Raw genomic sequence first — 23,542 nt, 5'->3', positions numbered from 1 at the left:
GCTTTAGCCCACCAAAACCATTCAACCCCGATGGTGGCTGGAGGTCCAAAGCACGCGGTTCAGTACCTCGGGCCGTGGCTTGTGGTGCTGCGCTGAAACCCACCTTACTCCCCAGGGCATAAGCCGTAGGGTGGCGCTTTAGCCCACCAAAACCATTCAACCCCGATGGTGGCTGGAGGTCCAAAGCACGCGGTTCAGTACCTCGGGCCGTGGCTTGTGGTGCTGCGCTGAAACCCACCTTACTCCCCAGGGCATAAGCCGTAGGGTGGCGCTTTAGCCCACCAAAACCATTCAACCCCGATGGTGGCTGGAGGTCCAAAGCATGCGGTTCAGTACCTCGGGCCGTGGCCTGTGGTGCTGGGTTTCCTCCCCTACGGCGCCGCGCGCGGTGCGTGATTGGTCGCCAGGGTCGAGCGTTTTGGCAGTGTGGCGAGGAGCAGGCCCGCGAAGATCATGGCGCCGCCCAGCCAGTGGAACAGTTGCAGGGCCTCGTTGAGCAGAATCCAGCCGAGAATCGCGGTAAACACCGGCATCAGGTAGTTGCCCATGGCCGCCGTCGAGGCACCGAGCACCTTCACGCCATGGTTCCAGCCCAGATACGCCACCAGCGAAGCGAACACCGCCGTGTAGGCGATGGCGGCGAGGTTGGCGGGAGTCGCCAGCAGTTGAGCGCCATTGGCCAGTTCGTAAAGGTACAGCGGCAGGATCAGCGGCACGCCGAGCAGCATGAAGGTGCCCAGCAGCGCCAGCGGCGGGATCGGCGCCAGGTAGGATGCCCAGCGGCGCAGCAGGACGGTGTAGAGCGCCCAGTCGAGCACCGCCAGCAACATGATCAGGTCGCCACGGTTGAACGCCAGCCCGGCCAGGGTCTGCCAGTCCCCCCGGCAGATCAGCACCAGCAGCCCCAGCACTGCCAGGGCCATGCCCCACCAGGCGCGGCGGGCTGGCCACTCGCCAAGCAGCAGCCCGGCGAAGATGAAGGTCACCAGCGGAATGCAGGTGTTGACCAGGGTGATGTTGATCGCGGCAGTGGTCTGCGCTGCGCTGTATAGAAAGGTGTTGTAGCCGGCGATGCCGAATGCGGCGATGACCAGCAGGCGCCAGCCGGCATGCCGCAGTGCCGCGCGATGACGCCACAACGGCAGCACCACGAACGGCAGCACGATGACCAGCGCCAGGCTCCAGCGCCAGAACGCCAGGGCCAGGGGCGGAATCTCTCCGGCGAAGGCTCGGGCCACCAAGGCATTGCCCGCCCAGCACAGCACCGCCACCAGCACACCGGCAATCGCCAGCTGGCGGGAGTGTCCCCCGCCACTCATGATTGCAAGGGGCGCAGACGGTACTGCTCGGGCAGTTGCTCGGCACCGGTGACGGTCACGTCGAGGTCTTTCCAGCGCCCATCCTTGAGGCCGTAGATGCAGCCGTGCACCGACAGCGGCTGACCACGGTGCCAGGCATTCTGGACGATGCTGGTGCGGCTGACGTTGGCCACCTGCTTCATCACGTTCAGTTCGCAAAGGCGATCGACCCGTGCTTCCTCGTCGGCCAGCGCAGCCAGGTGCTCGTGCTGCTCGTAATACAGGTCACGGATGTTGCGCAGCCAGCCATCGATGAGCCCGAACTGCGTGTCGTGCATGGCCGCGCGTACGCCGCCACAACCGTAGTGGCCGGTGACCAGCACATGTTTGACCTTGAGTACGTCGACCGCGTACTGGATCACCGACAGGCAGTTGAGGTCGGTATGCAGCACGACGTTCGCCACATTGCGGTGCACGAACAGCTCACCGGGCAGCAGCCCGACGATATCGTTGGCGGGCACGCGGGCGTCCGAACAGCCTATCCACAGATACTCGGGCGTCTGCTGGCGAGCCAGGCGGGGAAAGAAGTCCGGGTCGTTGTGGGTGATGTTTTCAGCCCAGCGCTCATTGTTGTCGAACAGGTGTTTCAGGTCGCTCATGCCGGTGGCTCGCGGAAAGATCGATGTGCACCATACGGATGCGCTGCCCTTTTTGACAAGGCGATTTCCACCCTGGCGCGTGCACCGAAGGCCACGGCGAGGCATACGAAACGCTGAATCTTTCAGCCGACAAGGCCGTCCACTGACTGTAGCCATCGACAGATCCGGAGTTCGTGATGACGGACAAACAGCTTGAAAACCGCGTGCCGCCAGTTGGCGAACCGCCCATTCTCTGGGACCGGGTGGAAGAGATTCCGCCGAGTCTGCGCGAAACAGGCCCTACCCGTACGCTCGCCAACCAGGGGGACGACGAGGCCCGGGAGACCGATGATCAGCGTGATGCCGTGCAGCCACCGCCCCTATCGGATGAATACGACCTGAGCCTGGTCGATGACGAGCGCGAGCTGCGCCGTCAGGCACGTCGCTGAGCGATCACTCGACCAGCGTACAGGCCATCACCAGCGCGTCTTCGCGGCCGCCCGGCGCCGGGTAGTAATCGCGGCGCCGGCCGATCTCGTTGAAGCCGTAGCGCTCGTAAAGGCGGTAGGCAGCTTGATTGCTGGAGCGCACTTCGAGAAAGCACTCCCCAGCCTTGAGCTGAGCGGCACGCTCCATCAGATGCTCGAGCAGGCGCAGGCCCAGCCCACGGCCCTGGCTTTCCGGCTTGACGGTGATGTTGAGCAGATGGGCCTCGTCGATGATCACGTTGATCACCCCGTGGCCGACCTGCTGGCCACCTTCGAACATCAGCCAGACTTCGTAGGATTTCAGGCTGTCGAGGAAGATGCCGCGCGTCCAGGGATGACTGAAGGCCGCGTATTCGATCTTCAGCACGGCGTCGATATCCGCCTCGGTGGCCCGGCGGAAGGAGATCGCGTCACTCATGCCGATGCCTCCAGCCAGCGCCGCCGCACCCGCTGCATGGCCTGCCACAGCTCGCGCTTGCGCTGAGGCTCGTCCATCAGCAGTTCCAGGCCAGGGAGCGCCCAGGCGGCGCCCAGCTCCTCGACCTGCAACTCGCGGTTGTAGGCCTCGGCGTCAGCGTCGCCGGCGAAACGAATCGCCGGCAGGCCGATCAGCCACAGGCAGGCGCAGGGCTCCTGCTCCTCCAGGCGCGCACCGATGAAGCTCTGTACGAAATCCAGGGCTGCCTGTGGCCCCTGATCCATATTGCCGCGCACCAGCAAGGGCCAGCGCACCGGTTCGCCAACGATCTGCGGGGCGTCCGGCAGGCCGGCGGCGCGCAACAGGTCCTTGAGCAGCAGATAGGCCGGATCGCGACTCTGGAACGGCTCGCCCGTGGGAAGCTCGACCAGCAGCGCACAGCTGCCGGCACGCAACAACTGCAAGGCGAAACGCGGTGGAGGGGCCGGGCGCTCCCGGGGCGGCGGCGCACTGACTTCAGCGGTCGCCGCGGGCTCACTGGCCTTGGCTGCAGAACCGGGTTTGGGCACCTCGATGCGTGGCCGCTCGCGAACCACCTCGTTGCCGGCGGGTGCCACCACTGGCGCGGCTACCGGTGCCTTGGCCTGCGGCAGTGGTGCCACGGCCACTTCAGGCTCCGGCTGTGGCTCGACAGCAACCAGCAACTCGGGCCGCGAAGGTGCCGCGAACGGCAGTTCGACACGGGGCAGCCAACTGGCCACTTGCATGGCATCCAGATAGGCGCGGCGTCGCAGCTCGGTGTTCAAACGTCAGGTACCCGGCACTTCGATTTTCGAGGGCGGTGATTGTCGCGTGAATCGCCTGCTGCGGGTAGCCCCAATGATCCAAAGGATCACCGAGGCGCCCTTGCCTGGCCGTGCGATCAGGGCCGCTGCAGGATCTCGATCCACAACGCGCCATCACCGGCTGGGGCCTCACCGACCCGCTTGAGGCTACCGTTCTCGCCAATCGCGTAGCTGCCCACGGTCTGGCTTTTCTCACCAGTCACCAGCAGCCACTTGCCGCTCGGAAAGAAGGCGATGTTGCGCGGCTGCTTTTCCTCGAGCGGGTAATTGCCGATGTAGCTCAGGCCACCGCTCCGTGGATCGACCTTGAAGGCCGAGACCGAACTGGTGGTGCGCTCGGTGATGTACAGCAGCGTGCCATCTGGCGACAGACGAATATCGGCAGCCCAGATACGGGGCGTTGGGTCATCCTTGAGGTCGTTGTTGGCCGCGCTGCGGGCCTCGCCCCGCGCCAGCCCCAGGCTCTCGGGAACGCCCTCGGCAAGGGCGACTTCCTTCAATGCGCCAGAGTCGGGATCGATGGCGTAGCCGGTGACGCTACCGCTGAGCTCACCGACCACATAGAGGAACTTGCCATTGGGTGAGAAGGCGATATGCCGTGGGCCGGTCTTCGCGGCGGTGCTGGCGAAGCCCTCACCGATGGGCGTCAGCGCGCCGGTTTGCTTGTCCTGGCTGAACTGCAGCACCTTGTCGACGCCCAGGTTGCCGGCGTAGACGAAGCGATCGCTGATGTCGCTGCGGATCGAGTGGGCGAACGGGCCGGTCTTGTAGACCTCGGCCTTTTCCGACACACGCTGCTCGGCATCGATGGCCTGAACGGTGAGTACCGCACCGCCATAGGACGCGCCCATCAGAAACCGCCCGCTGCGGTCGGTCGACAGGTACGCCAGGCTATCGGCCAACGGCGCCTGGCCGCGCTTGTGCAGGCGCCCGGTTTTGCCATCGATGCTGTACACCAGCACGGTGAACGGTGCGACGCGTTGTGCGGCGAAGAGCGTCTTGCCGTCCGGTGAAAGGGCCATCGGGTTGACCTTGTCCCCCGCCGCCGTTTGCTCGACGAGCGCGATGGCACCGTTGCTTTCGTCCAGGCGGTACTGGGAAATCAGGCCGTCATTGGGGCTGGAGATGTAGGCGAACGTGGTGGCGGCATGGACGGGTGCGGCAAGTGCCGAGGTCAGCGCAGCGGCAAGCAGGAGCGGCTTGAACATGATCGAGTGGCCTGTCTGTTGTGATTATTGTGGTCAGTCATCGTATGACTACATAATTATTACGGCAAGTGTAGAGCTACTGGACTCCCGCTGGCGTTGATGCTCAAGCCCGACAGGCGGCAGCCGATACGCTCAAAGAATTACAACAATATCTGCCCGAACAACGAGGCTTTCATGTCATTACGCAATTTGAACATTGCTCCTCGAGCTGCCCTTGGATTTGCCTTGATCGCGCTGATGGTGGCTTTCCTCGGCATTTTCTCGCTGATCACCATGTCGAGCATTCGCGACCGGGCGTCCACCATCGAGACCGACTGGGTGCCCAGCATCCGTACCGTCGATACCATTCGCGAAAACATGCTGCGCATCCGCACCATTTCCTTGCGCGTGGCACTCGACCCCGATCCCAAGAACATCGACACCTACGTCGGCCAGTACGAAGCGCGCAACAAGGTCCTGATGCAGAACATCCAGGACTTCGAGCCCTTCGTCGACACACCGGACGAACAGCGGATCTACGACCAGTTTCGCAAGGACTTCGCCGCGTATCAGCGGGGCATGGGTGAATCCTTCGTGCTGGCGCGCAGCGGCGATCGGCAAGCACTGAACACGCTGTTACTGGTGGACATGAAACCGGTCGTCGATGGCACCGGGGCACAACTCGCCGAGCTGGGAGAGATTTACGGCAAGGGCATCGAAAACGAAGGCAAGGTCTCGGCCGAGGAATATGCCCAGTCGCGGCTGGTGGTCATCGCCGTGATTCTGCTCGCCGCTCTGGTGACCGTACTGCTGGCCTGGTTGCTGACGCGCAGCATCGTCGGGCCGCTGAAGAACGCCGTGCAGGCCGCGCAGCACGTGGCCGACGGCGACCTGACCAAGCGCATCGAAGTCGACGGCCGTGACGAAGTCAGCCAGTTGCAGACCTCGCTGGCGCAGATGCAACAGCGCTTGCGCGAGACCCTGGCAGAGATTTCCGGCTCCTCGACTCAGCTGGCAGCGGCTGCCGAAGAGCTCAACATGGTGACCGAGGAAGCCGGTCGCGGGCTGCAGCAGCAGAACGACGAGATCGAACAGGCCGCCACCGCCGTCAATGAGATGAGCGCGGCGGTGGATGAAGTCGCACGCAATGCGGTATCGACCTCGGAAGCCTCGAAGGCGTCCAACCAGTCGGCCCAGGTCGGCCAGACCCGGGTATCGGAAACCATCGCGGCCATCAGCGGCCTGTCCGGGGAAGTGGAAGGCACCTCCACACTGGTGCAGCGCGTAGCCGAGCAATCCCAGGAAATCGGCAAGGTGCTGGACGTGATTCGCGCCATCGCCGAGCAGACCAACCTGCTGGCGCTCAATGCCGCCATCGAAGCGGCACGTGCCGGTGAGTCCGGGCGCGGCTTCGCGGTAGTGGCCGATGAAGTACGGGCGCTGGCCCACCGTACGCAAAACTCCACCCAGGAAATCGAGCAGATGGTTTCCAGCATGCGTACCGGCGCCAGCCAGGCGCTTACCTCCATGCAGTCCAGCACCAGCAGGGCTCGCGAGACCCGTGAGCTGGCACAGAGCGCCGGCACGGCGTTGAACGACATCACCAACGGGATCAGCGAGATGTACGAACGCAACCTGGTGATCGCCAGCGCGGCGGAGGAGCAAGCTCAGGTGGCCCGCGAAGTCGACCGCAACCTGGTGAACATCCGAGACCTGTCGGTACAGTCCGCCACGGGCGCCCACCAGACCAGCGCATCCAGCCATGAGCTGTCCCGCCTGGCGGCGGACCTCAGCCGCCTGGTCGGGCGCTTCAGCGTCTGAGCAAAACCTGAGTCAGAGAAAAGGATCGCCGCGGCGATCCTTTTTTCATTCAGGGCAGGCTTCGATCAAGCGGTCGCACCCGCCTGCTGCTTGAGCAGGCTGACGAAAGCCTGGGCCGGTGGGCTCAGGTAGCAGGGTTTGCGTTGCAGCACGCCAATGCCGCGGGCCGGTGCAGCCGGCAGCGGATGGACGGACAGGCTGCCATCGGCATTGAAGGTGTCGGCCACGCTCGCCGGCAGCAACGCATAGCCCAGCCCTGCCCGCGCCAATGCGGCTGCGCTGCTCATGTAGGCGACCTCCCACGCCGGCTCGCGCAGCAGGCCCATGCGTTCGAGGGTCTGGTCGGCCATGGTGCGCAGGCTGGTATCCCGGGTAGTGGCCACGTAATCGAGAGCCTGCAGGGCGGCCACCAACTTTGCGCCACGCAGCCTGGCCAGGCCTCGCACCAGCAGCACCAGGCTGTCGTCGTAGAGGGGCTGAAAATCCAGCACACCGGGCTCGTCCGCCACCGAGGTGATGGCGAAGTCCACTTCGGCGTTGCTCACCCACTGACGGATTTCCCCGGCGCGGCCATCGCGCAGGCTGATCTCGATCCCGGGATAGCGCTGGCGATAGTCGACCAGCACCCGGGGCAGCGGCTCGATGGCGACCGAGGGCAACACCGCGATACGCAGCGAACCGCTCTGCAAATGCAACTGTTCGTGGGCGTCGTGCACCGCGTTGTGCATGTCGCGCAGCAAGCGGCGGGCCTGTTCGAGAAAACGCACCCCGGCCTCGGTCAGCTCCACGCTGCGGGTGTTGCGCGCGAACAGCGACAGCCCCAGCGCCTCCTCGAGCTTGCGCAGGCTGTAGCTCAGAGCCGGTTGCGACAGATGGATCTGCTCGGCAGCGCGACTGAAGCTGCGCTGCTCGGCGATCAGCACGAAGGCTTGAAGCTGGCGAAAGCTGATATCCATGGCCACTGCTTTTATAAAATTAACTTATCAATTGATATCACATTTCGAATTCACAACTAAATCCAGACGCTGCAGGCTGACACCCGACCTCGACCTGGATCAATAATGATGACAACAGTCCATATCGGTTGCGGGGCAGGCTTCGCCAACGATAGACCCGATGCCGCCCTGGCGCTGGCGAGCGATCTGGCCGCTCGTGACGGCCGCCGCTTCCTGTTCTTCGAACTGCTCGCCGAACGCACCCTGGCCGAGGCGCAGCTTCGTCGCCTGGCTGACGCGGAAAGCGGCTACGCCACCCGCCTATTCGACTTTCTCGAGCCTGTGCTGGATATCTGCCTGGCTGCCGGCATCCCGATCATCACCAATGGCGGCGCGGCCAATCCCAGCGCTGCGGCCCGGCGCCTGCGCAAGCAACTGCAGGCTGGCCGCTTCGCAGCGGCGCGAATTGCCTGCGTACTGGGTGACGATCTGCTCGGGTCGGGCGAGGTGCTACGACGCTGGCTGCCAGAGACACTCGACGGCGAGGTGGTGTCGGTCAACGTCTACACCGGTGCCGATGGCATCGCCCAGGCCCTCGACGAAGGTGCCGACATCGTCCTTTGCGGGCGCGTGGCCGACCCAAGCCTGGCGGTTGGCCCGCTACGCCATGCCTTCGGCTGGCAGGCCGAGGATTGGGACCGCATTGCCCTGGCCACTGCGGTTGGCCATTTGCTGGAATGCTGCACCCAGGTCAGCGGTGGCTACTTCGCCCATCCGGGCCTCAAGGATGTGCCGGATCTGGCCAACGTCGGTTGCCCGATCGCCAGCGTCCAGGCCGACGGCCGTGTGACCATCGGCAAAGCCGCCGGCACCGGTGGCTGCGTCAGCGAACGCACGGTCAAGGAGCAGTTGCTCTATGAAGTCCATGACCCCGCTGCCTACCTGACCCCGGACGTGACTCTCGACCTGAGCCAGGCAACAGTTCGGCAGGTCGGTCCTGATCGTGTAGAGGTAGAAGGCATACGCGGTCATCCACGCCCGGCCGAACTGAAAGGGCTGGTCGGTCTGCGTGGCAACTGGTTCGCCGAGGCGGAAATCTCTTACGCAGGGCCCGGCGCCCTCGCCCGCGCCGCCCTGGCCCGGGACATTCTGCTGCAGCGCTGCGCCCGCCTGGCGCCGCGGCTCACGCCCTGGATCGACCTGATTGGGGTCGCCAGCCTGTTCAACGACGCGCGAGGCGAGTGGCTGCAGCAGCGCCTGGCCAACGCAGCGGACCCGCAGGATGTGCGCCTGCGCATCAGCTTCGTCGACCACGACAGGGCACTGCTGGAAAACCTTCTGCTCGACGCCGAGTCGCTCTACACCAACGGCCCGGCGGGCGGCGGCGGTGTGCGCCGGCATCTGAGCGAATCCCTGGGCACGGCGAGTTTCTTAATCCCACGCACCGCGGTGCAGCAACAGGTGGAGTGGTTCTGATGAGCGATACGGTATTGCTATGCGATTACGCCCACGCTCGCGCAGGCGACAAGGGCAACATCCTCAGCGTGGCAGTGTTCGCCTATGACCCGGCGCATTACGCCTGGCTGGTCGCCGAGCTGACCAGCGAACGCGTGGCGGGCTGCCTGGCCCACCGGCGGATCGGCAGCGTACGCCGTTATGAGCTGCCGAACCTGGGCGGCCTCAACTTCGTGGTGGAAAACGCCCTGGAGGGCGGCGTCAACGCCAGCCCCGGCATCGACCGGCATGGCAAGAGCCTCAGCTATGCCCTGCTTGACCTGAGGCTTCCCACGCCCTCCTGAGCTCACCCAACGCCAGACCCGCGACTCCAACAATAATAAAACCGGAGAGATCGTCATGATCACCGCACTCGGTTTCACCCTGATGTTCGCCATCGTCATCCTGATTCTGATGCGCCGCATCACCCCGCTGGTGGCCTTCGTCACACTGCCGGTCATCGCTTGCCTGCTGGCCGGTTTCGCGCCCGCGCAAATCGGCACGTTCATCACCGAAGGGCTGAAGACCGTGGCGCCTACAGCCACGCTGTTCATCTTCGCCATTCTGTATTTCGGCATCATGCGTGATCGTGGTCTGTTCGACCCGCTGGTGCGTTTCCTGCTCAAAAGCACCAAGGGTCGTCCGCTGGCGGTCGCCATCGTTACCGTCGCGGTGACGGCGGTCACTCATCTGGACGGCATCGGCGCCGCCACCTTTCTGCTGGTGATTCCCGCCTTGCTGCCGCTGTACCTGCGCCTGGGCATGAGCCGGCAGATGCTGCTCTGCCTGGTGGTGCTCAGCGCCGGGGTGATGAACATGGTGCCCTGGGGCGGCACCACCACGCGCGCTGCCGCGGTGTCCGGGCTGGATGCCTCGCAGCTGTGGATATCGCTGATCCCGATCCAGGCCATCGGCCTTGCTCTGGTGATGTCGCTGGCGGTATTTCTCGGCCTGCGCGCGCAACGCAGCTTCGCCGCCAGCGGTGGTGTGATCGATGACAGCGAACCGGCCGACGCGCCGCTGCCCGACACCTCGCAGATGCTGCCCCCCAATACCTGGCTCTATTGGGCCAATCTGGCGCTGACCGCGGGCATTCTGGCCTGCCTGTTCACCGGTGCTTTCCCGCTGTTCGCCTGTTTCATGGTCGGCCTGGGGGTGGCGTTGCTGCTCAACTATCCAAGCCTGGACGAACAGAACCGCGCCCTGCGCGCGCACGCCACCGATGCCATGCAAATGGCCCTGGTGATGCTCGCTGCCGGCATCCTGCTCGGGGTACTGGCCGGTGCCGGCATGTCCGACGGCATGGCCCACTGGATGATCAACGTGCTGCCCGAAGGCTCGGCCAACTGGATTCACGTGATCATCGGCGCCTTCGGCGTGCCGCTGGGCATGCTGTTCTCGCCGGATGCTTACTACTTCGCACTGCTGCCCGTGATTCGTGATGTCGCGGTAGCAGCTGGCGTCGACCCGGCCGCCGTGGCCAGTGCCATGCTGATCGGCGAAAACACCGGCTTCGGCGTCAGCCCGGTGGTACCCAGCGTGTACCTGGCCATCGGCCTGGCCGGTGTCGAGCTGTACAAGCACATCCGTTACACCGTGCTGTGGGCCTGGGGCATCAGCCTGATCATGCTGGCCTCGGCGGTGCTGCTGGGGGTGGTGACGGTCTGAGCGAGCCCGCGCGAAGCCGTAGACGCCCGCTTGCGGGCGGTGCGATGGCGGGCATTGCCTTTATCTGCGCCATGGCCACCATTCGCCGGCAAGCCGGCTCCTACAGATCACGGTGATCGTGCCACCCGTAGGAGCCCGCTTGCGGGCGATGCGATGTCGGGATTTGCCGGTATCCGCGCCATGACCACCATTCGCCGGCAAGCCGGCTCCTACGGATCACGGTGATCTTGCTATGCGTAGGAGCCCGCTTGCGGGCGATGCGATGGCGGGCATTGCCGGTATCTGCGCCATGGCCGCCATTCGCCGGCAAGCCGGCTCCTACGGATCACGGTGATCTTGCTACGCGTAGGAGCCCGCTTGCGGGCGATGCGATGGCGGGCATTGCCGGTATCTGCGCCATGGCCGCTATTCGCCGGCAAGCCGGCTCCTACAGATCAAGGTGATCTTGCTACGCGTAGGAGCCCGCTTGCGGGCGATGCGATGGCGGGCATTGCCGGTATCCGCGCCATGGCCACCATTCGCCGGCAAGCCGGCTCCTACAGATCACGGTGATCGTGCTACTCGTAGGAGCCCGCTTGCGGGCGATGCGATGGCGGCCTTTGCCGGTATCCGCGCCATGGCCACCATTCGCCGGCAAGCCGGCTCCTACGGATCACGGTGATCTTGCTACGCGTAGGAGCCCGCTTGCGGGCGATGCGATGGCGGGATTTGCCGGTAGTTGCGCCATGGCCACCATTCGCCGGCAAGCCGGCGCCTACAGGATCACGGTGATCTTGCTACGCGTAGGAGCCCGCTTGCGGGCGATGCGATGGCGGCCTTTGCCGGTATCCGCGCCATGGCCACCATTCGCCGGCAAGCCGGCTCCTACAGATCACGGTGATCTTGCTATGCGTAGGAGCCCGCTTGCGGGCGATGCGATGGCGGGATTTGCCGGTAGTTGCGCCATGGCCACCATTCGCCGGCATGCGAGTTCTCACCCGCATGGAAATGAAAAAGGACCGCCGAGGCGATCCTTTTTTGCAGCGAGTGTGCAAACACGTCTTACAGGGACTGATCCCACGGGCGGTCGCCGTGCTCATCCTTGATGCGCGTCGGCAGGCCCATCACGTCCAGCGCCTTGAGGAACGGCTGGGCTGGAAGCTCTTCGACGTTGACCATGCGCTGCACGTCCCACTCGCCACGGGCAACCAGCAGGGCTGCCGCCACCGGTGGTACTCCTGCGGTGTAGGAGATGCCCTGGCTGTCGGTCTCGGCATAGGCTTCTTCGTGGTCGGCCACGTTGTAGATGAACACTTCGCGCGGCTTGCCATCCTTGGTGCCTTTCACCAGATCACCGATGCAGGTCTTGCCGGTGTAGCCCGGCGCCAGCGAGGCGGGATCTGGCAGCACGGCCTTGACCACTTTCAACGGCACGACTTGCAGGCCTTCTGCCGTGGTTACCGGTTGCTCGGAGAGCAGGCCAAGGTTCTTCAGTACGGTGAATACGTTGATGTAGTGCTCGCCGAAGCTCATCCAGAAACGCACGTTGGGCACGTTCAGGTTCTTGGAGATCGAGTGCACTTCATCGTGACCGGTCAGGTACAGGTTCTGCTCGCCGACAACGGGCAGGTCATCGGTACGCTTGACCTCGAACATGGTGTTGGTCGTCCACTGGCTGTTCTGCCAGCTGTAGACCTGTCCGGTGAATTCGCGGAAATTGATTTCCGGGTCGAAATTGGTGGCGAAGTACTTGCCGTGGGAGCCAGCATTGACGTCGAGGATGTCGATCGACTCGATCTTGTCGAAATGCTCTTGCTGGGCCAGTGCCGCATAGGCGTTGACCACACCCGGGTCGAAGCCCACGCCGAGAATGGCGGTGACGTTCTTCTGCTGGCATTCCTCGAGGTGTTTCCACTCGTAGTTGCCATACCAGGGCGGAGTTTCGCAGATCTTGCCCGGTTCTTCGTGAATGGCGGTGTCCAGATAGGCAACGCCGGTATCGATGCAGGCACGCAGCACCGACATGTTGAGGAAGGCGGAACCGACGTTGATGACGATCTGCGATTCGGTCTCGCGGATCAGCGTCTTGGTCGCCTCGATGTCCAATGCGTCAAGCGCGAATGCCTTGATCTCGGCCGCCTGTTTCAGGCTGCCCTTGGCATGCACGCTGTCGATGATGGCCTGGCATTTGGAGATGTTCCGTGACGCGATGGCAATACGACCAAGTTCGTCGTTGTGCTGCGCGCACTTGTGGGCCACCACCTTGGCGACACCTCCTGCACCAATGATAAGAACGTTCTTCTTCAATTGTTTCACCTCCAGATACTGCATGTGTTGAGAAAGTTACTGCGCTATCACAAGCCAACTCACGCCTGAGTACGGCGCTGAAAGCCATTCGATCCGGTGGGCTGAAGCCCACCCTACCCCGCACATCGCGGTATCACTACAGGTGACTCGTAGGGTGGACGTCGCTTCATCCGTCCACCAAACACGGTGTCCAAAAGAGCGTTGGCCACGCGCCCCGGCCCCCCCTACGCCCACATTGCGGCTGCTATGAAAGGCTCGACAGGTAGTCGTCGAAACCGAACTCGCGCACCACCTCGACACTGCCGTCGAGCTGCTTCACCACGATGGCCGGCATCTTCAGGCCGTTGAACCAGTTCTTCTTGACCATGGTGTAACCCGCCGCGTCGACGAACGACAGGCGATCGCCGATCTGCAGGGGCTTGGCGAACTGGTACTCGCCGAAGATATCGCCGGCCAGGCAGGATTTACCGCACACCATGTAGGTGTGCTCACCCTCGCTGGGCGCCAGTTTGGCGTTGAGGCGATAGATCAGCAGGTCGAGCATGTGCGCTTCGATGGAGCTGTCGACCACGGCCAGGTGCTTGCCGTTGTAGAGCGTGTCGAGCACGCTGACTTCCAGCGATGCGCTGCCGGTGATGGCCGCTTCGCCTGGTTCCAGATAGACCTGCACGCCATACTTCTCGGAGAACGCCTTGAGGCGCGCGCAGAAGGCGTCCAGCGCATAACCTTCGCCGGTGAAATGAATGCCGCCACCGAGGCTGACCCACTCGACCTTGTGCAGCAGGTGGCCGAAGCGCTCTTCGATGTGCGAAAGCATCGTGTCGAACAGGCCGAAGTCGCCGTTCTCGCAGTTGTTGTGGAACATGAAGCCGGAGATCCGATCGATCACCGCTTCGATCTTCGCCGGATCCCACTCGCCCAGGCGGCTGAACGGGCGCGCCGGGTCGGCCAGCAGATAATCCGAGCTGCTCACCTGCGGGTTCACGCGCAGGCCACGCACCTTGCCTTCGGACTGTTCGGCGAAGCGCTCGAGCTGGCCGATGGAGTTGAAGATGATCTTGTCGCAGTTGGCCAGCATCTCCTCGATCTCGTCGTCGGCCCAGGCCACGCTGTAGGCGTGGGTCTCGCCGGCGAACTTCTGGCGACCGAGCTTGAGCTCGTAGAGCGAGGACGAGGTGGTGCCGTCCATGTACTGCTGCATCAGGTCGAAGACCGACCAGGTGGCGAAGCACTTGAGCGCCAGCAGCGCCTTGGCACCGGAGTGTTCACGCACGTAGGCGATCTTCTCCATGTTGCCCAGCAGCTTCTGTTTGTCGATGAGGTAGTACGGCGTTTTGATCATTGCGCAGTCCGTAATAAAGGTCGGCCAACAGGAGCCCGCCAGCCTCCTGAAAAAAGCGGACGCGAATTGTGCCGACAACCGCCACAGATCGAAAGGCCGCTGAGCATATTTTGTCCATTTGCGGATATTTCAGGCCGCGAACCGATCAGCGTCCAACGCGCTATTTGCCGCCGAGCATGCCCATCGGCGATGACGACCGCGTGACAATGCAGCGGCATGCCGCTTTCCCGTACAATTGGCGTTTTTTCGAAATCGAGCGACAGCCCCGCGATGATCGACCCCAAACGCGTATTGCGCGCCCTAGCCGAGCACTGGGCGCTGCTCGAACCGCTCTGTGAAAGCTTCGATAGCGGCACCCTGAGCCTGGTCGAGCTGCGCAAGCAGCTTACCGCCCAGTTGCCGCCGCAAAGTACCGCGGTGGACGTCACTGCCCTGCTCGACCAGTGGATCCGTCTGGATATTCTGGTACCAGTGGCCAAGAGCCCCAACCGTTTCGAGCTCAACGCGCAGATTCACGACTTTCTCGCCTACCTGCGCCGCGAGCACCGCCTCGGCCTGTGCCTGGAAATCGAAGCCTACCTGCGCCACCTCGAGCGCCTGGCCGGCTACATCCAGGACGCCTTCGAGATACGCGACGGCAACGATCTGGCCCGCCAGTTGCGCCTGCTCGACATGCGCGTGCGCGATGTTCTGAAGAAGCTGGGCAACGATGAACAGGCGCTGATGGGCGTGGCCGAACGGGCCAAGACCAGCGACCGGCAGATCCCCCTGCGCCAGCGCTACGCCGAAGTGCTGGCCACCTGGGACGAGTACGTCGAGCCGATGATCCAGTTGGTCGCCGCCGACGGCGCCTTCGAGCAGGGGGTGCGCCGTGTCGAGCAGGTGCTGCTCAAGCTGCTCGGCGAACAGCAGCGCCTCGGCCAACTGGTCGATGATGACCTGCTGCTGCGCACCCACGCGCGCATCCTGGAAATGCAGACCACCGCCCAGTTGACCCTGCGCAAGGCCCGCGAGCTGCTGCTGCCGCTGCGCGAAGAGGCACGCCGGCACAACGCCGTGACCCGCGGTGCGGCGCTGGCGCTGTCGGTGATCCGCAAGAAGGGCATCGAGGCGGTGCCGCAGGCTGCGATGCCGATGTTCACCCGCCCGCAGAGCAACTTCCTCGGCAGCGCGTCCCAGGTCGAGGCCTATGTGTATGCCCTGGCTCGCTTCGAGGCCAAGCCCAATCATTTCCCGAAGGCCAGCGGCAAGCGCAAGGGCGACAGCCCACGGGCACCGAAAACCGCACGGGAAATGATCGACCGCTGCGAGCAGTCGCTGCCGCTGCCGGACCTGATGACCTGGCTGCTGGAACAGGAGCCCGAGGGCGCCACCGACGAACTGCTCTACTGGTTCTCGCGCCTGTCGCGCGAAGGCCGCTTCCAGCGCGATCGCCTGGAGCGCCAGGTCTACCTGACCCGCGAGCACGAGATCAGCCTCGCGTCCTTCGCCCTGGTGGGCCGGCCAAGTGCCTGATTTTTACGTAGGGTGGACCGGGGCGCGCGGCCAACGCCGTCTTTTGTCCACCTTATTGATTGCCATGCGGTGGACGGATAAAGCGCCGTCCACCCTACGACTGCCCGTGAGCATGACGCATGAACATTGATTTGAAAGAAATGACCCAGCTCGCAGCCGCGTTCCGCGACCTGTTCAAGGGCTACCACATCTCGCGCAGCGAGCCCGAGTGCTACGCCCAGCTGTCCAGCATGCAGGATCAGTATCGCGCGCTGTTCCGCGCCCTGGGCTTCGAGCTGGTGTGCGACCCGCGCGGCTTCTACTACTTCGTGCCTGAGCAGGCCGCGCCGCAGGTCAACAAGACCGCCCAGCGCCTGGCGCTGTTCACCTTCATCCTGGTCGAGCACCTGGCCGATCAGGGTCGCGACCCGCTGTCGGTGCTCGACGGCGGCAGCATCGGCCGTGACGAGTTGCCGGCCCTGCTCGACAAGTACCGCGACCTGTTCCTGCAGGCCGAAGTGACCACCCATGAAGAGCTCGAAGACAAGGTCATTCGCCGCCTGACCCAGCTCGGTTTCGCCGAGGACAGCAACGGCGTGTACCGCTTCCTGCCGCCGATGCATCGTTTCCTCGACGTCTGCCTGGCGGTGCAGCACGACCGTGATCTGGCAGCCAGCCTGCACAGCTCGGAACTGTCGCTGCCGGCGCCGGTGCTGATCGACGATGACAGTGGTGACCCGATCATCACCCTCGACGATGCCGTCGAAGAAACCGAGGAACAAGCCATGGCCCGCGCCCTGGCCGAAGAGCGCGCTGCACAGGAGCAAGACGCATGACCCAGGAACGCTACGGCATCCGCCGCTTCGCTCTGCTGAACACCGCCGGCTACAGCCTCGGCCTGTTTCCGCTGGAAAACCCGCTGTCGGTCTATGGTGCCAACAACCTCGGCAAATCGGCGTCGATCAACGCCCTGCAGTTCCCGATCCTGGCGCGCATGTCGGACATGAGCTTCGGCAAGTACAGCCTGGAGCAGTCGCGCAAGTTCTACTTCGCCACCGACACCAGCTACATCCTCGTCGAAGTCGCCCTGCCCCATGGTCCGCACGTGATCGGTGTGGCGGGGCGTGGCCCCGGCGGCGGCTTCGGCCATCAGTTCTTCGCCTACGCGGGCGAACTGGATCTGGATCACTACCAGCAGGGTGGCACCTGCCTGCGTCAGCGCGAGCTGTTCAAGAACCTCGGCCAGGCCGGCATCACCGCCTATGAGCTCAAGCCCGACGAACTGCGCCGCCTGCTGGTCGGCGGGCACACCAGCATCCCGCTGGATCTGACCCTGATTCCGTTGCGCTCCACCAGCGAGCAGAGCCTGAAGACCTTCCGCGCGTTGTTCATCAACCTGCTGCACATGCGCGAAATCACCGCTGCCAAGCTCAAGCAGCTGTTCCTCGACGCTTTCGAGCACAGCCTGCGCTCTGGCAGCGTCGACTACATCGCCGCCACCGAAGAGGCCTTCCGCGACGTGCGCCGCATGGAGCAGGACTACCAGGCGCTGGTCACCGCTGGCCCGCTGATCGAGGCACTGGCGTCCGGCGTGACCCAGCGCGAACAGCTACGCGGCAAGCTGCATCGCCTGTCGCCGCTGCTCGACTCGCTGCTCGGCACCTGGCACGACTATGCCGATGCCCGCAAGGAAGAGCTGGTGATCCAGGCCGAGCACTACCGCAACGAGCAGGATGGCCTGCAGAACGATCAGCGCGGCGGCACTCAGGAACTGATGCGCATGGAGCGCGAGATCAGCGAGATCCAGCGCTGGCTCGGCGAGCTGGCGGTGCTGAAGAACCGCTTCGCCCTGGTCGACGACTTCAAGGTACTGGAAGCCCAGTTGCTGGCCGCCAAGGATGCCCACGACGAACTGGCCGGGGCCCTGGCGCAGTCCCGCCAGTTCTCCAGCGAAGACCTGGACGAACGCCTGCGCGATCTGGAGAAACGTCTCAAGTCGGTCAAGCAGCAGCTCGACCACGCCGACAACAACAGTTACTCGCGCCTGCGCGAAGAGTTCTCCCAGGGCGACGTCGATCGCCTGATGCGCCTGTTCAACGGCCAGCTATTCAGCCTGCCACTGGGCGAGAAAGGCATTCAGCTCGACGACGGCGATGTGTGGGTCAAATCCCTGGAAGCGATTCTCGACAGCTTCAAGGGCGAACACTTCCAGGTGCCCGGTCTGGACATCGACCTCTCGAACATCGAGCCGCCTGCCCTGCAGGCCCTGGCCGATCGCGCCGCACTGCGTGACCAGAAGGATCGCCTCGACCGCGAGTACAAGCAGCTCAAGACCCAGCAATCGGTGGCAGCCGACCGTGCCGCCAGCAAGGCCCAGGCCGAGCAGCTGTACCAGGCCGTACTCGACGCTCAGAAGGCGCTGGAAGACTTCCGTCGCAGCCAGACACTGACCGCCGAAGAAGACGGCAAGCTGGAAAAGCTCGCCCAGCTGGAAGGCGCTCAGGACGAACTCAAGCGTGCCAGTGATGCCTTCACCGAGCGCGTCCAGCAGCTCTCCGCCAAACTGCAACTGGTCGGCCGGCAGATCGCCGATCTGGAGGCCAAGGAGCGCACCCTGGAAGATGCCCTGCGCCGTCGCCAATTGCTGCCCGCCGACCTGCCCTTCGGCACGCCCTACATGGAGCCGGTCGACGACTCACTGGACAACCTGCTGCCGCTGCTCAACGACTACCAGGACACCTGGCAGGGTCTGCAGCGCATCGACGGGCAGATCGAGGCGCTGTACGCCCAGGTCCGCCTCAAGGGGGTCGCCAAGTTCGACAGCGAAGACGACATGGAGCGCCGTCTGAAGCTGCTGGTCAACGCCTACGCCCACCGCCAGGACGAAGCCCTGACCCTGGCCAAGGCACGTCGTGCCGCGGTGACCGACATCGCCCGCACGCTGCGCAACATCCGCAGCGACTACGACAACCTCGAGCACCAGTTGGCACTGTTCAACCGCGAGATCAACAAGCGTCAGGTTTCCAACCTGCAGAGCTTCCGCATCGTCCTGGCGCCGAACAAGGATGCCCTGCGGCATATCGATCAGATCATCCACAGCGCCGGTCAGTACGAAGAGGGCGAAACCCTGTCGGTATTCGACCTCAACCAGTCCAGCGAACAGGATGCCAAGAACGAAGAGGCCAAGGACTACCTGTCGCGCCTGGTCGCTGCCAACGGCAACCAGCTGGGCCTGAAGGATCTCTTCGAACTGGCCTTCGAAATCACCAAGGTACACGGCCAGCCGGTGATCCACACCGACATCGATGGCGCAGCAAGCAACGGCACCACGATGACCATCAAGGCGCTGACCAACATGTACCTGCTGCTGCACCTGATGGATCGCGATCAGGCTGGCCGCGTACGCCTGCCCTACTACCTCGACGAGGCGGCGGACATCGACGAACGCAACCAGCAGGCGCTGATCGAGACCAGCCTGCAACTCGGTTTCGTGCCGATTCTGGCCTCGGTTAAACCTCAGGTCTCGGCCACCGTGGCCATCGATCTGGAAGGTGGTAGCGGGCCGAACGGCATCTACATCGACGAAGCCGACTGGAAGTACATCAAACGCCGCGAGCAAGCCGAAGCACCGGCAAGCAGCGAACAGGATGCGGCCGAGCCGGCCTGATAGCGCTGTACAACGTAAAAGGCCCGCGTTTTCACGCGGGCCTTTTCGTTTACGGGCAAGTCACTTGGGCAGGGCGATTTTCGGCGCCCACTGCAGCCACTCCGGCTGCGACTCATCGAACAATGCGAACGTCTGCCCGGCTCTGGCCGTATTGCTGTCACCCTCCGGGGTGGCAAAGGCAACGCCGCCGGCAACCAGGGTTTCCAGGGACTCGGTGCGGACCGTCATGCCCTTGAACAAGCCGACATCGATACCGAAACCCGAGCTGTTCCAGAAACGGCTGCCGGTTTTCACCAACCCGGCATAACGCGGCTCGATGAGCACCTCGATCAGTACCCGATCCGCCGTGGCCCCCAATTCGTAACCCGTTACCTTGCCGACCTGAATTTCCCGGTAGGTGACCGGCGCTCCGGCCTTCAGCGAGCCGCGTCGCGCGGCACTCAGTACCAGGCGCAGGCCGGGCTCTTCGGCGACTTGCTCCGGCGGCTGCTCCAGAGCGACGAACTCGCTCTGTCGACCGTTGCTCTGCGCCGACGGCAGCACGTCGATGTACTGGCCACCGATCAGCGTGTCGAGATTGGCGGCACCGGCAAGGCTCAGTTGAGGCTTGACCACCCAGAAGCGCGAGCCGGGCCGCAGCACCTGTTTGGCTGCCGTGGTGATCCGACCATGCAGCATGACTGCCTGCAGATCGTCGGTCAGCTCGACACGCTCGATCTTGCCGATCTGCAGCCCCTTGAAGCGGATCTCGGTGCCAGGTGAAAGGCCGTCACCCCGTGCAACGCGAATGCTCAGCGCATCACCGTGCTGCATCGCGGCATCGCGGTCGGCGTACAGGTTGAAGCGCTGCACGCGCTTGGCATCGGCCGGTGCGCTCAGGTCATCGGTCTCGAACGAAATACCGCCTGCCATGAGGGTCTGCAGGGATTCGCTCTTCACTTCGATACCGGACAATCCGCCCTTGAGCGTTATCCCGCTGACGTTCCAGAAGCGCGTGGTGACGTTTACCAGCCCGGCATATTCCGGCTCGATGTGCACGCCAACTACCACCTGCTTGTTGTCTCTGGCCAACTGAAAGCTCTGCACCGTACCCACTTTCATCTGCCGGTAAAGGATGGGGCTGCCCACATCCACCGAGCCGAGCGTATCGCTGAACAGCACCAGGTGCAGGCCTTCGGCACCTAGATCCAGTGGGGGTGCCTTGGCCCGGGCGACGAAGTCCCGACGCGGCGCACCGCCCAGCTCACCGGGGCGAATGGCGATGTAGTTGCCCTTTACCAGCGCCTCGAGCCCCGTGATGCCAGCCAGGGAGATCGATGGCTTGACCACCCAGAACTGGCTGCCCTCGACCAGATAATCTTCGGCTAGAGGGTCCATCGCCAGTTCGGCGGTGGCACTTTTCAAATCCGGATCGACCTTGAGGTTTTTCAGCGTGCCCGCCTGGATCCCCTTGTACATGACTGGCGTACGCCCAGCCTGGAGCCCCTCGAAGTCGGTCAGTTTGACCACGGCCTTGATACCCGCCTGGGCGGCATCGAAGTCCTCGTAGAGGCGAAAGGGTTTGCTCGGGTCGGTAGGCGGGCTGTCCTTGCGGTGCTCAGGTGTGGCGAAGGCGATGCCTCCCGCGACGATGCTGGCCAGAGACTCGCTGCGGAACTTCACGCCGGAGAAGTTGGCATCGACGCTGATGCCGCTGGCATTCCAGAAGCGCGTATGTTTGCGCACGAGATCGGCATAGGCCGGCTCGATGAATACCTTCACATCGACCGAAGTCTGGTCATTGGCGAGCTCGTAGCTTTTCACCCGCCCGACCTGAATCTGCTTGTAGAACACCGGGCTGTCGCGGTTCAGCGAACCCAGTCGCTCGGCCTTGAGGGTCAGGTGCAGGCCGGGTTGTTCATCCGAAAGCGGCGGCGCCTGCGGCAGCGCCTGGAAATCGTAGGTCGGTTCACCGTTGCCAGGACTGACGGCGATGTAGTTGCCGGAGACCAGCGTTTCCAGACCGGTGATACCGGCCAGGCTCACACTCGGCTTGACCAGCCAGAAGCGCGTGCCGGCACGCAGTTGGTACTCGACGTCCTTGCTCATCTCCAGCGTGGCGATCACCCCACGCTGCTTCTCGCTCTGGTCCAGGGTCAGGCTCGATACCTTGCCGATCGACATGCCCTTGTAGACGACCTCGGTCTTGCCTGCCTCGATGCCCTCGCCGCTGGCGAACACCACCTGGATCTCGATGCCTGCATCACTGTAGGCACGCCAGCCCAGCCAGCCGCCAATCAGCAAGGCGATCAGTGGCAGCACCCATATCGCGGACCAGTTGGAGGCCGGACGCGTCCTGGCCGTGGGCAGATCATTCATGGTCGTCATCCGATTCCGTGTTATCCCAAATCAATCGAGGGTCGAAGGTCAGTGCTGCCAGCATGGTCAGAATCACCACGCTGGCGAAAGCCACCGCTCCCATCCCTGGCTCGACGCTCGCCAGACTGCCGAATCTGACCACCGCCACCAGAATGGCAATGACGAAGATATCCAGCATCGACCAGCGCCCGATCCATTCGATGAAGCGGTACATCAAAATCCGTTGGCGCGCCGACATCGGCTGATGGCGCTGCACCGAATAGAGCAGCAGGCCGATCCCGACCAGCTTGAAGGTCGGCACCAGGATGCTGGCGATGAAGACCACCGCAGCAATCGGCAGCATGCCATGTTCGAAGAGGGTGATGACACCCGACATGATGGTGTCCGGCTGCCCCTTGCCGAGGGAATTGACCGTCATGATCGGCAGCAGGTTCGCGGGAATGTAGAGAATGGCTGCCGTGATCAGCAATGCCCAGGTACGTACCAGGCTATTGGGCTGGCGCGGATGTACCCGCCCCCCACAGCGCGAACAGAACTGGCGCTTCAGCTCGGGCTCGTGACGGTTGAGCTGGTGGCATTCGTGGCAGATCAGCAACCCGGCATCAATGGCGCGCACTGATATCCTCCCCTGCCAGAGCTTCCCAGATCTGGTGGGGCGACATGGTCACCTCCAGCCAGACCTGCACCAACAGCAGCGCAATGAAACAGAACAAGCCGAAGCCCAGCGACAAGGCGGCGATATCGGCCAGTTTGACGATGGAAACCAGAATGCCCATCAGGTAGACCTCGAGCATGCCCCACTCGCGCATGTGGTGATAAATACGGTAAAGCAGCAGCCCGTAACCACGACCGATCTTCAGGCTGATGCTCAGCAACACCAGCAGTTGGCAGAGCAGCTTGAGCAGGGGCACCGCCATGCTGCACAGGAACACCACCACGGCGATGCTCTGCATACCGCTGTTATAAAGGCCCAGCACTCCGCTCCACACCGTATCGTTGGCGGTTTGCCCCAACAGGGTCAGATGCATGATCGGCAAGAAGTTCGCGGGGACATACAGCAGAAGCGCCGCGAGTACCAGAGCGAGGCTACGGCGCACCACCTGGTGACGGTGGTTGTAGAGCTCATAGCCACAACGCGGGCATTCGACGCTCTCACCATCTCCGATGTGCGGCTTGCGCATGAGCAGATCGCATTCATGGCATGCGACCAGCTCCGTCAGAGGTACTTCAGCTAACGACTGCTGCTCGGCCGACTGGGGCATGGATGGAATTCTCGAAGGGATCGAACCATTCTAAACGAGACCCCGTCGGCGGCGCACAGTTGTGCCGATAATTTCCGCTTGCAAACATTTCCCGGGGTACCGGGGCTGGCGTCGGTTACGTCCATTGTGCGTAGGCGGGAAGTATCTGAGCGACCCAGTGAACCCATGCCTGCCCCGGTCAACCCAGGCTACAGAGCCACCTCAAAGCCTGCGCAGGGCGTAAGACGCTTCACCCTTGCACCACTTGCCCCACGAGCAGGACGACCTGCTGTAGGAGCCGGCTTGCCGGCGATGCTCTTGATCGCGGCTCGCCAGCAAGCTGGCTCCTACACGTGCTCCGT

19 protein-coding genes are annotated in these 23,542 nt (G+C 63.6%); 8 read left to right on the top strand and 11 right to left on the bottom strand.

The annotated features are described in order from the left end of the window. Positions 1–371: 371 nt before the first annotated feature. Positions 372–1,319: a DMT family transporter gene (locus tag ACT9T4_RS25420; protein WP_042556185.1), complete on the bottom strand. Its 948-nt coding sequence runs from the start codon at positions 1,317–1,319 to the stop codon at positions 372–374. Then, on the bottom strand, positions 1,316–1,957 hold the full coding sequence (can, locus tag ACT9T4_RS25415; protein ID WP_042556184.1) for a carbonate dehydratase: 642 nt from the start codon (positions 1,955–1,957) through the stop codon (positions 1,316–1,318). The genes ACT9T4_RS25420 and can overlap by 4 nt, the downstream gene beginning before the upstream one ends. A 176-nt stretch (positions 1,958–2,133) precedes the next feature. Between can and ACT9T4_RS25410 the strand changes: the two genes are divergently transcribed. Beyond that, on the top strand, positions 2,134–2,385 hold the full coding sequence (locus ACT9T4_RS25410; protein WP_042556183.1) for a hypothetical protein: 252 nt from the start codon (positions 2,134–2,136) through the stop codon (positions 2,383–2,385). A gap of 4 nt (positions 2,386–2,389) precedes the next feature. Here the strand turns inward: ACT9T4_RS25410 and rimI are convergent, their stop codons facing one another. The 3 genes from rimI to ACT9T4_RS25395 form a co-directional block, all read right to left on the bottom strand. Then, positions 2,390–2,842, bottom strand: coding sequence for a ribosomal protein S18-alanine N-acetyltransferase (gene rimI, locus ACT9T4_RS25405; protein ID WP_042556182.1), 453 nt, complete (start codon positions 2,840–2,842; stop codon positions 2,390–2,392). Beyond that, on the bottom strand, positions 2,839–3,648 hold the full coding sequence (locus ACT9T4_RS25400; RefSeq protein ID WP_499119609.1) for an energy transducer TonB: 810 nt from the start codon (positions 3,646–3,648) through the stop codon (positions 2,839–2,841). Before ACT9T4_RS25400 ends, rimI begins: the two co-directional genes overlap by 4 nt. Before the next feature lie 116 nt (positions 3,649–3,764). Then, positions 3,765–4,895, bottom strand: coding sequence for a lactonase family protein (locus tag ACT9T4_RS25395; protein ID WP_042556181.1), 1,131 nt, complete (start codon positions 4,893–4,895; stop codon positions 3,765–3,767). Between the two features lie 174 nt (positions 4,896–5,069). Here ACT9T4_RS25395 and ACT9T4_RS25390 point away from each other — a divergent pair, with 174 nt between their 5' ends. Then, positions 5,070–6,695 (top strand): methyl-accepting chemotaxis protein, encoded by a 1,626-nt coding sequence (locus ACT9T4_RS25390; RefSeq protein ID WP_499119607.1) that lies wholly within the window; start codon positions 5,070–5,072, stop codon positions 6,693–6,695. A gap of 65 nt (positions 6,696–6,760) precedes the next feature. On the opposite strand, the gene ACT9T4_RS25385 is transcribed toward ACT9T4_RS25390, so the two are convergent. Then, positions 6,761–7,651 carry a LysR family transcriptional regulator gene (locus ACT9T4_RS25385; RefSeq protein ID WP_179539033.1) on the bottom strand — a complete coding sequence of 297 codons (891 nt, stop codon included), beginning with the start codon at positions 7,649–7,651 and terminating at the stop codon, positions 6,761–6,763. Positions 7,652–7,756: 105 nt separating this feature from the next. Here ACT9T4_RS25385 and ACT9T4_RS25380 point away from each other — a divergent pair, with 105 nt between their 5' ends. The 3 genes from ACT9T4_RS25380 to ACT9T4_RS25370 are packed head-to-tail and all read left to right on the top strand — an operon-like array spanning position 7,757 to position 10,792. After that, positions 7,757–9,106, top strand: a complete 1,350-nt coding sequence (locus ACT9T4_RS25380; RefSeq protein WP_082045896.1) for an acyclic terpene utilization AtuA family protein — start codon at positions 7,757–7,759, stop codon at positions 9,104–9,106. Continuing rightward, on the top strand, positions 9,106–9,429 hold the full coding sequence (locus ACT9T4_RS25375) for an AtuA-related protein (RefSeq protein ID WP_042556178.1): 324 nt from the start codon (positions 9,106–9,108) through the stop codon (positions 9,427–9,429). The genes ACT9T4_RS25380 and ACT9T4_RS25375 overlap by 1 nt, the downstream gene beginning before the upstream one ends. A 55-nt stretch (positions 9,430–9,484) precedes the next feature. After that, the gene (locus ACT9T4_RS25370) at positions 9,485–10,792 is read left to right on the top strand and encodes a CitMHS family transporter (protein WP_042556177.1); all 1,308 of its coding nucleotides are present in this window, start codon (positions 9,485–9,487) and stop codon (positions 10,790–10,792) included. Positions 10,793–11,833: 1,041 nt separating this feature from the next. Here ACT9T4_RS25370 and ACT9T4_RS25365 read toward each other — a convergent pair. Continuing rightward, the gene (locus ACT9T4_RS25365) at positions 11,834–13,078 is read right to left on the bottom strand and encodes a saccharopine dehydrogenase family protein (protein ID WP_042556274.1); all 1,245 of its coding nucleotides are present in this window, start codon (positions 13,076–13,078) and stop codon (positions 11,834–11,836) included. A 244-nt stretch (positions 13,079–13,322) separates the two neighbouring features. Then, a complete protein-coding gene (locus ACT9T4_RS25360; protein WP_042556176.1) occupies positions 13,323–14,420 on the bottom strand; it encodes a carboxynorspermidine decarboxylase in 1,098 nt (365 codons plus the stop codon). Positions 14,421–14,690: 270 nt separating this feature from the next. On the opposite strand from ACT9T4_RS25360, the gene mksB reads away from it, so the two are divergent. The 3 genes from mksB to mksF all read left to right on the top strand — a co-directional run bounded on the left by mksB (position 14,691) and on the right by mksF (position 19,581). Continuing rightward, positions 14,691–15,935: an Mks condensin complex protein MksB gene (gene mksB / locus ACT9T4_RS25355; RefSeq protein WP_042556175.1), complete on the top strand. Its 1,245-nt coding sequence runs from the start codon at positions 14,691–14,693 to the stop codon at positions 15,933–15,935. 119 nt (positions 15,936–16,054) lie between these two features. Further along, a complete protein-coding gene (mksE, locus tag ACT9T4_RS25350; protein WP_042556174.1) occupies positions 16,055–16,750 on the top strand; it encodes an Mks condensin complex protein MksE in 696 nt (231 codons plus the stop codon). After that, positions 16,747–19,581, top strand: a complete 2,835-nt coding sequence (mksF, locus tag ACT9T4_RS25345; protein ID WP_499119601.1) for an Mks condensin complex protein MksF — start codon at positions 16,747–16,749, stop codon at positions 19,579–19,581. The genes mksE and mksF overlap by 4 nt, the downstream gene beginning before the upstream one ends. Positions 19,582–19,641: 60 nt before the next feature. Here the strand turns inward: mksF and ACT9T4_RS25340 are convergent, their stop codons facing one another. From ACT9T4_RS25340 to ACT9T4_RS25330, 3 genes are read right to left on the bottom strand one after another with little or no spacing between them, the layout of a single operon-like run. Further along, positions 19,642–21,939, bottom strand: coding sequence for a PqiB family protein (locus tag ACT9T4_RS25340; RefSeq protein ID WP_042556172.1), 2,298 nt, complete (start codon positions 21,937–21,939; stop codon positions 19,642–19,644). After that, positions 21,932–22,555: a paraquat-inducible protein A gene (locus ACT9T4_RS25335; RefSeq protein WP_042556171.1), complete on the bottom strand. Its 624-nt coding sequence runs from the start codon at positions 22,553–22,555 to the stop codon at positions 21,932–21,934. Before ACT9T4_RS25335 ends, ACT9T4_RS25340 begins: the two co-directional genes overlap by 8 nt. After that, on the bottom strand, positions 22,542–23,201 hold the full coding sequence (locus ACT9T4_RS25330; protein WP_042556170.1) for a paraquat-inducible protein A: 660 nt from the start codon (positions 23,199–23,201) through the stop codon (positions 22,542–22,544). The genes ACT9T4_RS25335 and ACT9T4_RS25330 overlap by 14 nt, the downstream gene beginning before the upstream one ends. Positions 23,202–23,542: the final 341 nt, after the last annotated feature.

Source organism: Pseudomonas sp. SZ40 (genome assembly GCF_052958135.1).
The sequence above is the reverse complement of the archived record's forward strand: the minus strand, read 5'-3'. Positions and strand labels throughout refer to the sequence as shown.

Excerpts from the sequence above, each read along its gene's own strand:
- ACT9T4_RS25420 (WP_042556185.1), bottom strand. The coding sequence starts at position 1,319 with ATGAGTGGCGGGGGACACTCCCGCCAGCTGGCGATTGCCGGTGTGCTG.
- can (WP_042556184.1), bottom strand. The coding sequence starts at position 1,957 with ATGAGCGACCTGAAACACCTGTTCGACAACAATGAGCGCTGGGCTGAA.
- ACT9T4_RS25410 (WP_042556183.1), top strand. The coding sequence starts at position 2,134 with ATGACGGACAAACAGCTTGAAAACCGCGTGCCGCCAGTTGGCGAACCG.
- rimI (WP_042556182.1), bottom strand. The coding sequence starts at position 2,842 with ATGAGTGACGCGATCTCCTTCCGCCGGGCCACCGAGGCGGATATCGAC.
- ACT9T4_RS25395 (WP_042556181.1), bottom strand. The coding sequence starts at position 4,895 with ATGTTCAAGCCGCTCCTGCTTGCCGCTGCGCTGACCTCGGCACTTGCC.
- ACT9T4_RS25390 (WP_499119607.1), top strand. The coding sequence starts at position 5,070 with ATGTCATTACGCAATTTGAACATTGCTCCTCGAGCTGCCCTTGGATTT.
- ACT9T4_RS25385 (WP_179539033.1), bottom strand. The coding sequence starts at position 7,651 with ATGGATATCAGCTTTCGCCAGCTTCAAGCCTTCGTGCTGATCGCCGAG.
- ACT9T4_RS25380 (WP_082045896.1), top strand. The coding sequence starts at position 7,757 with ATGATGACAACAGTCCATATCGGTTGCGGGGCAGGCTTCGCCAACGAT.
- ACT9T4_RS25375 (WP_042556178.1), top strand. The coding sequence starts at position 9,106 with ATGAGCGATACGGTATTGCTATGCGATTACGCCCACGCTCGCGCAGGC.
- ACT9T4_RS25370 (WP_042556177.1), top strand. The coding sequence starts at position 9,485 with ATGATCACCGCACTCGGTTTCACCCTGATGTTCGCCATCGTCATCCTG.
- ACT9T4_RS25360 (WP_042556176.1), bottom strand. The coding sequence starts at position 14,420 with ATGATCAAAACGCCGTACTACCTCATCGACAAACAGAAGCTGCTGGGC.
- mksB (WP_042556175.1), top strand. The coding sequence starts at position 14,691 with ATGATCGACCCCAAACGCGTATTGCGCGCCCTAGCCGAGCACTGGGCG.
- mksE (WP_042556174.1), top strand. The coding sequence starts at position 16,055 with ATGAACATTGATTTGAAAGAAATGACCCAGCTCGCAGCCGCGTTCCGC.
- mksF (WP_499119601.1), top strand. The coding sequence starts at position 16,747 with ATGACCCAGGAACGCTACGGCATCCGCCGCTTCGCTCTGCTGAACACC.
- ACT9T4_RS25340 (WP_042556172.1), bottom strand. The coding sequence starts at position 21,939 with ATGAATGATCTGCCCACGGCCAGGACGCGTCCGGCCTCCAACTGGTCC.
- ACT9T4_RS25330 (WP_042556170.1), bottom strand. The coding sequence starts at position 23,201 with ATGCCCCAGTCGGCCGAGCAGCAGTCGTTAGCTGAAGTACCTCTGACG.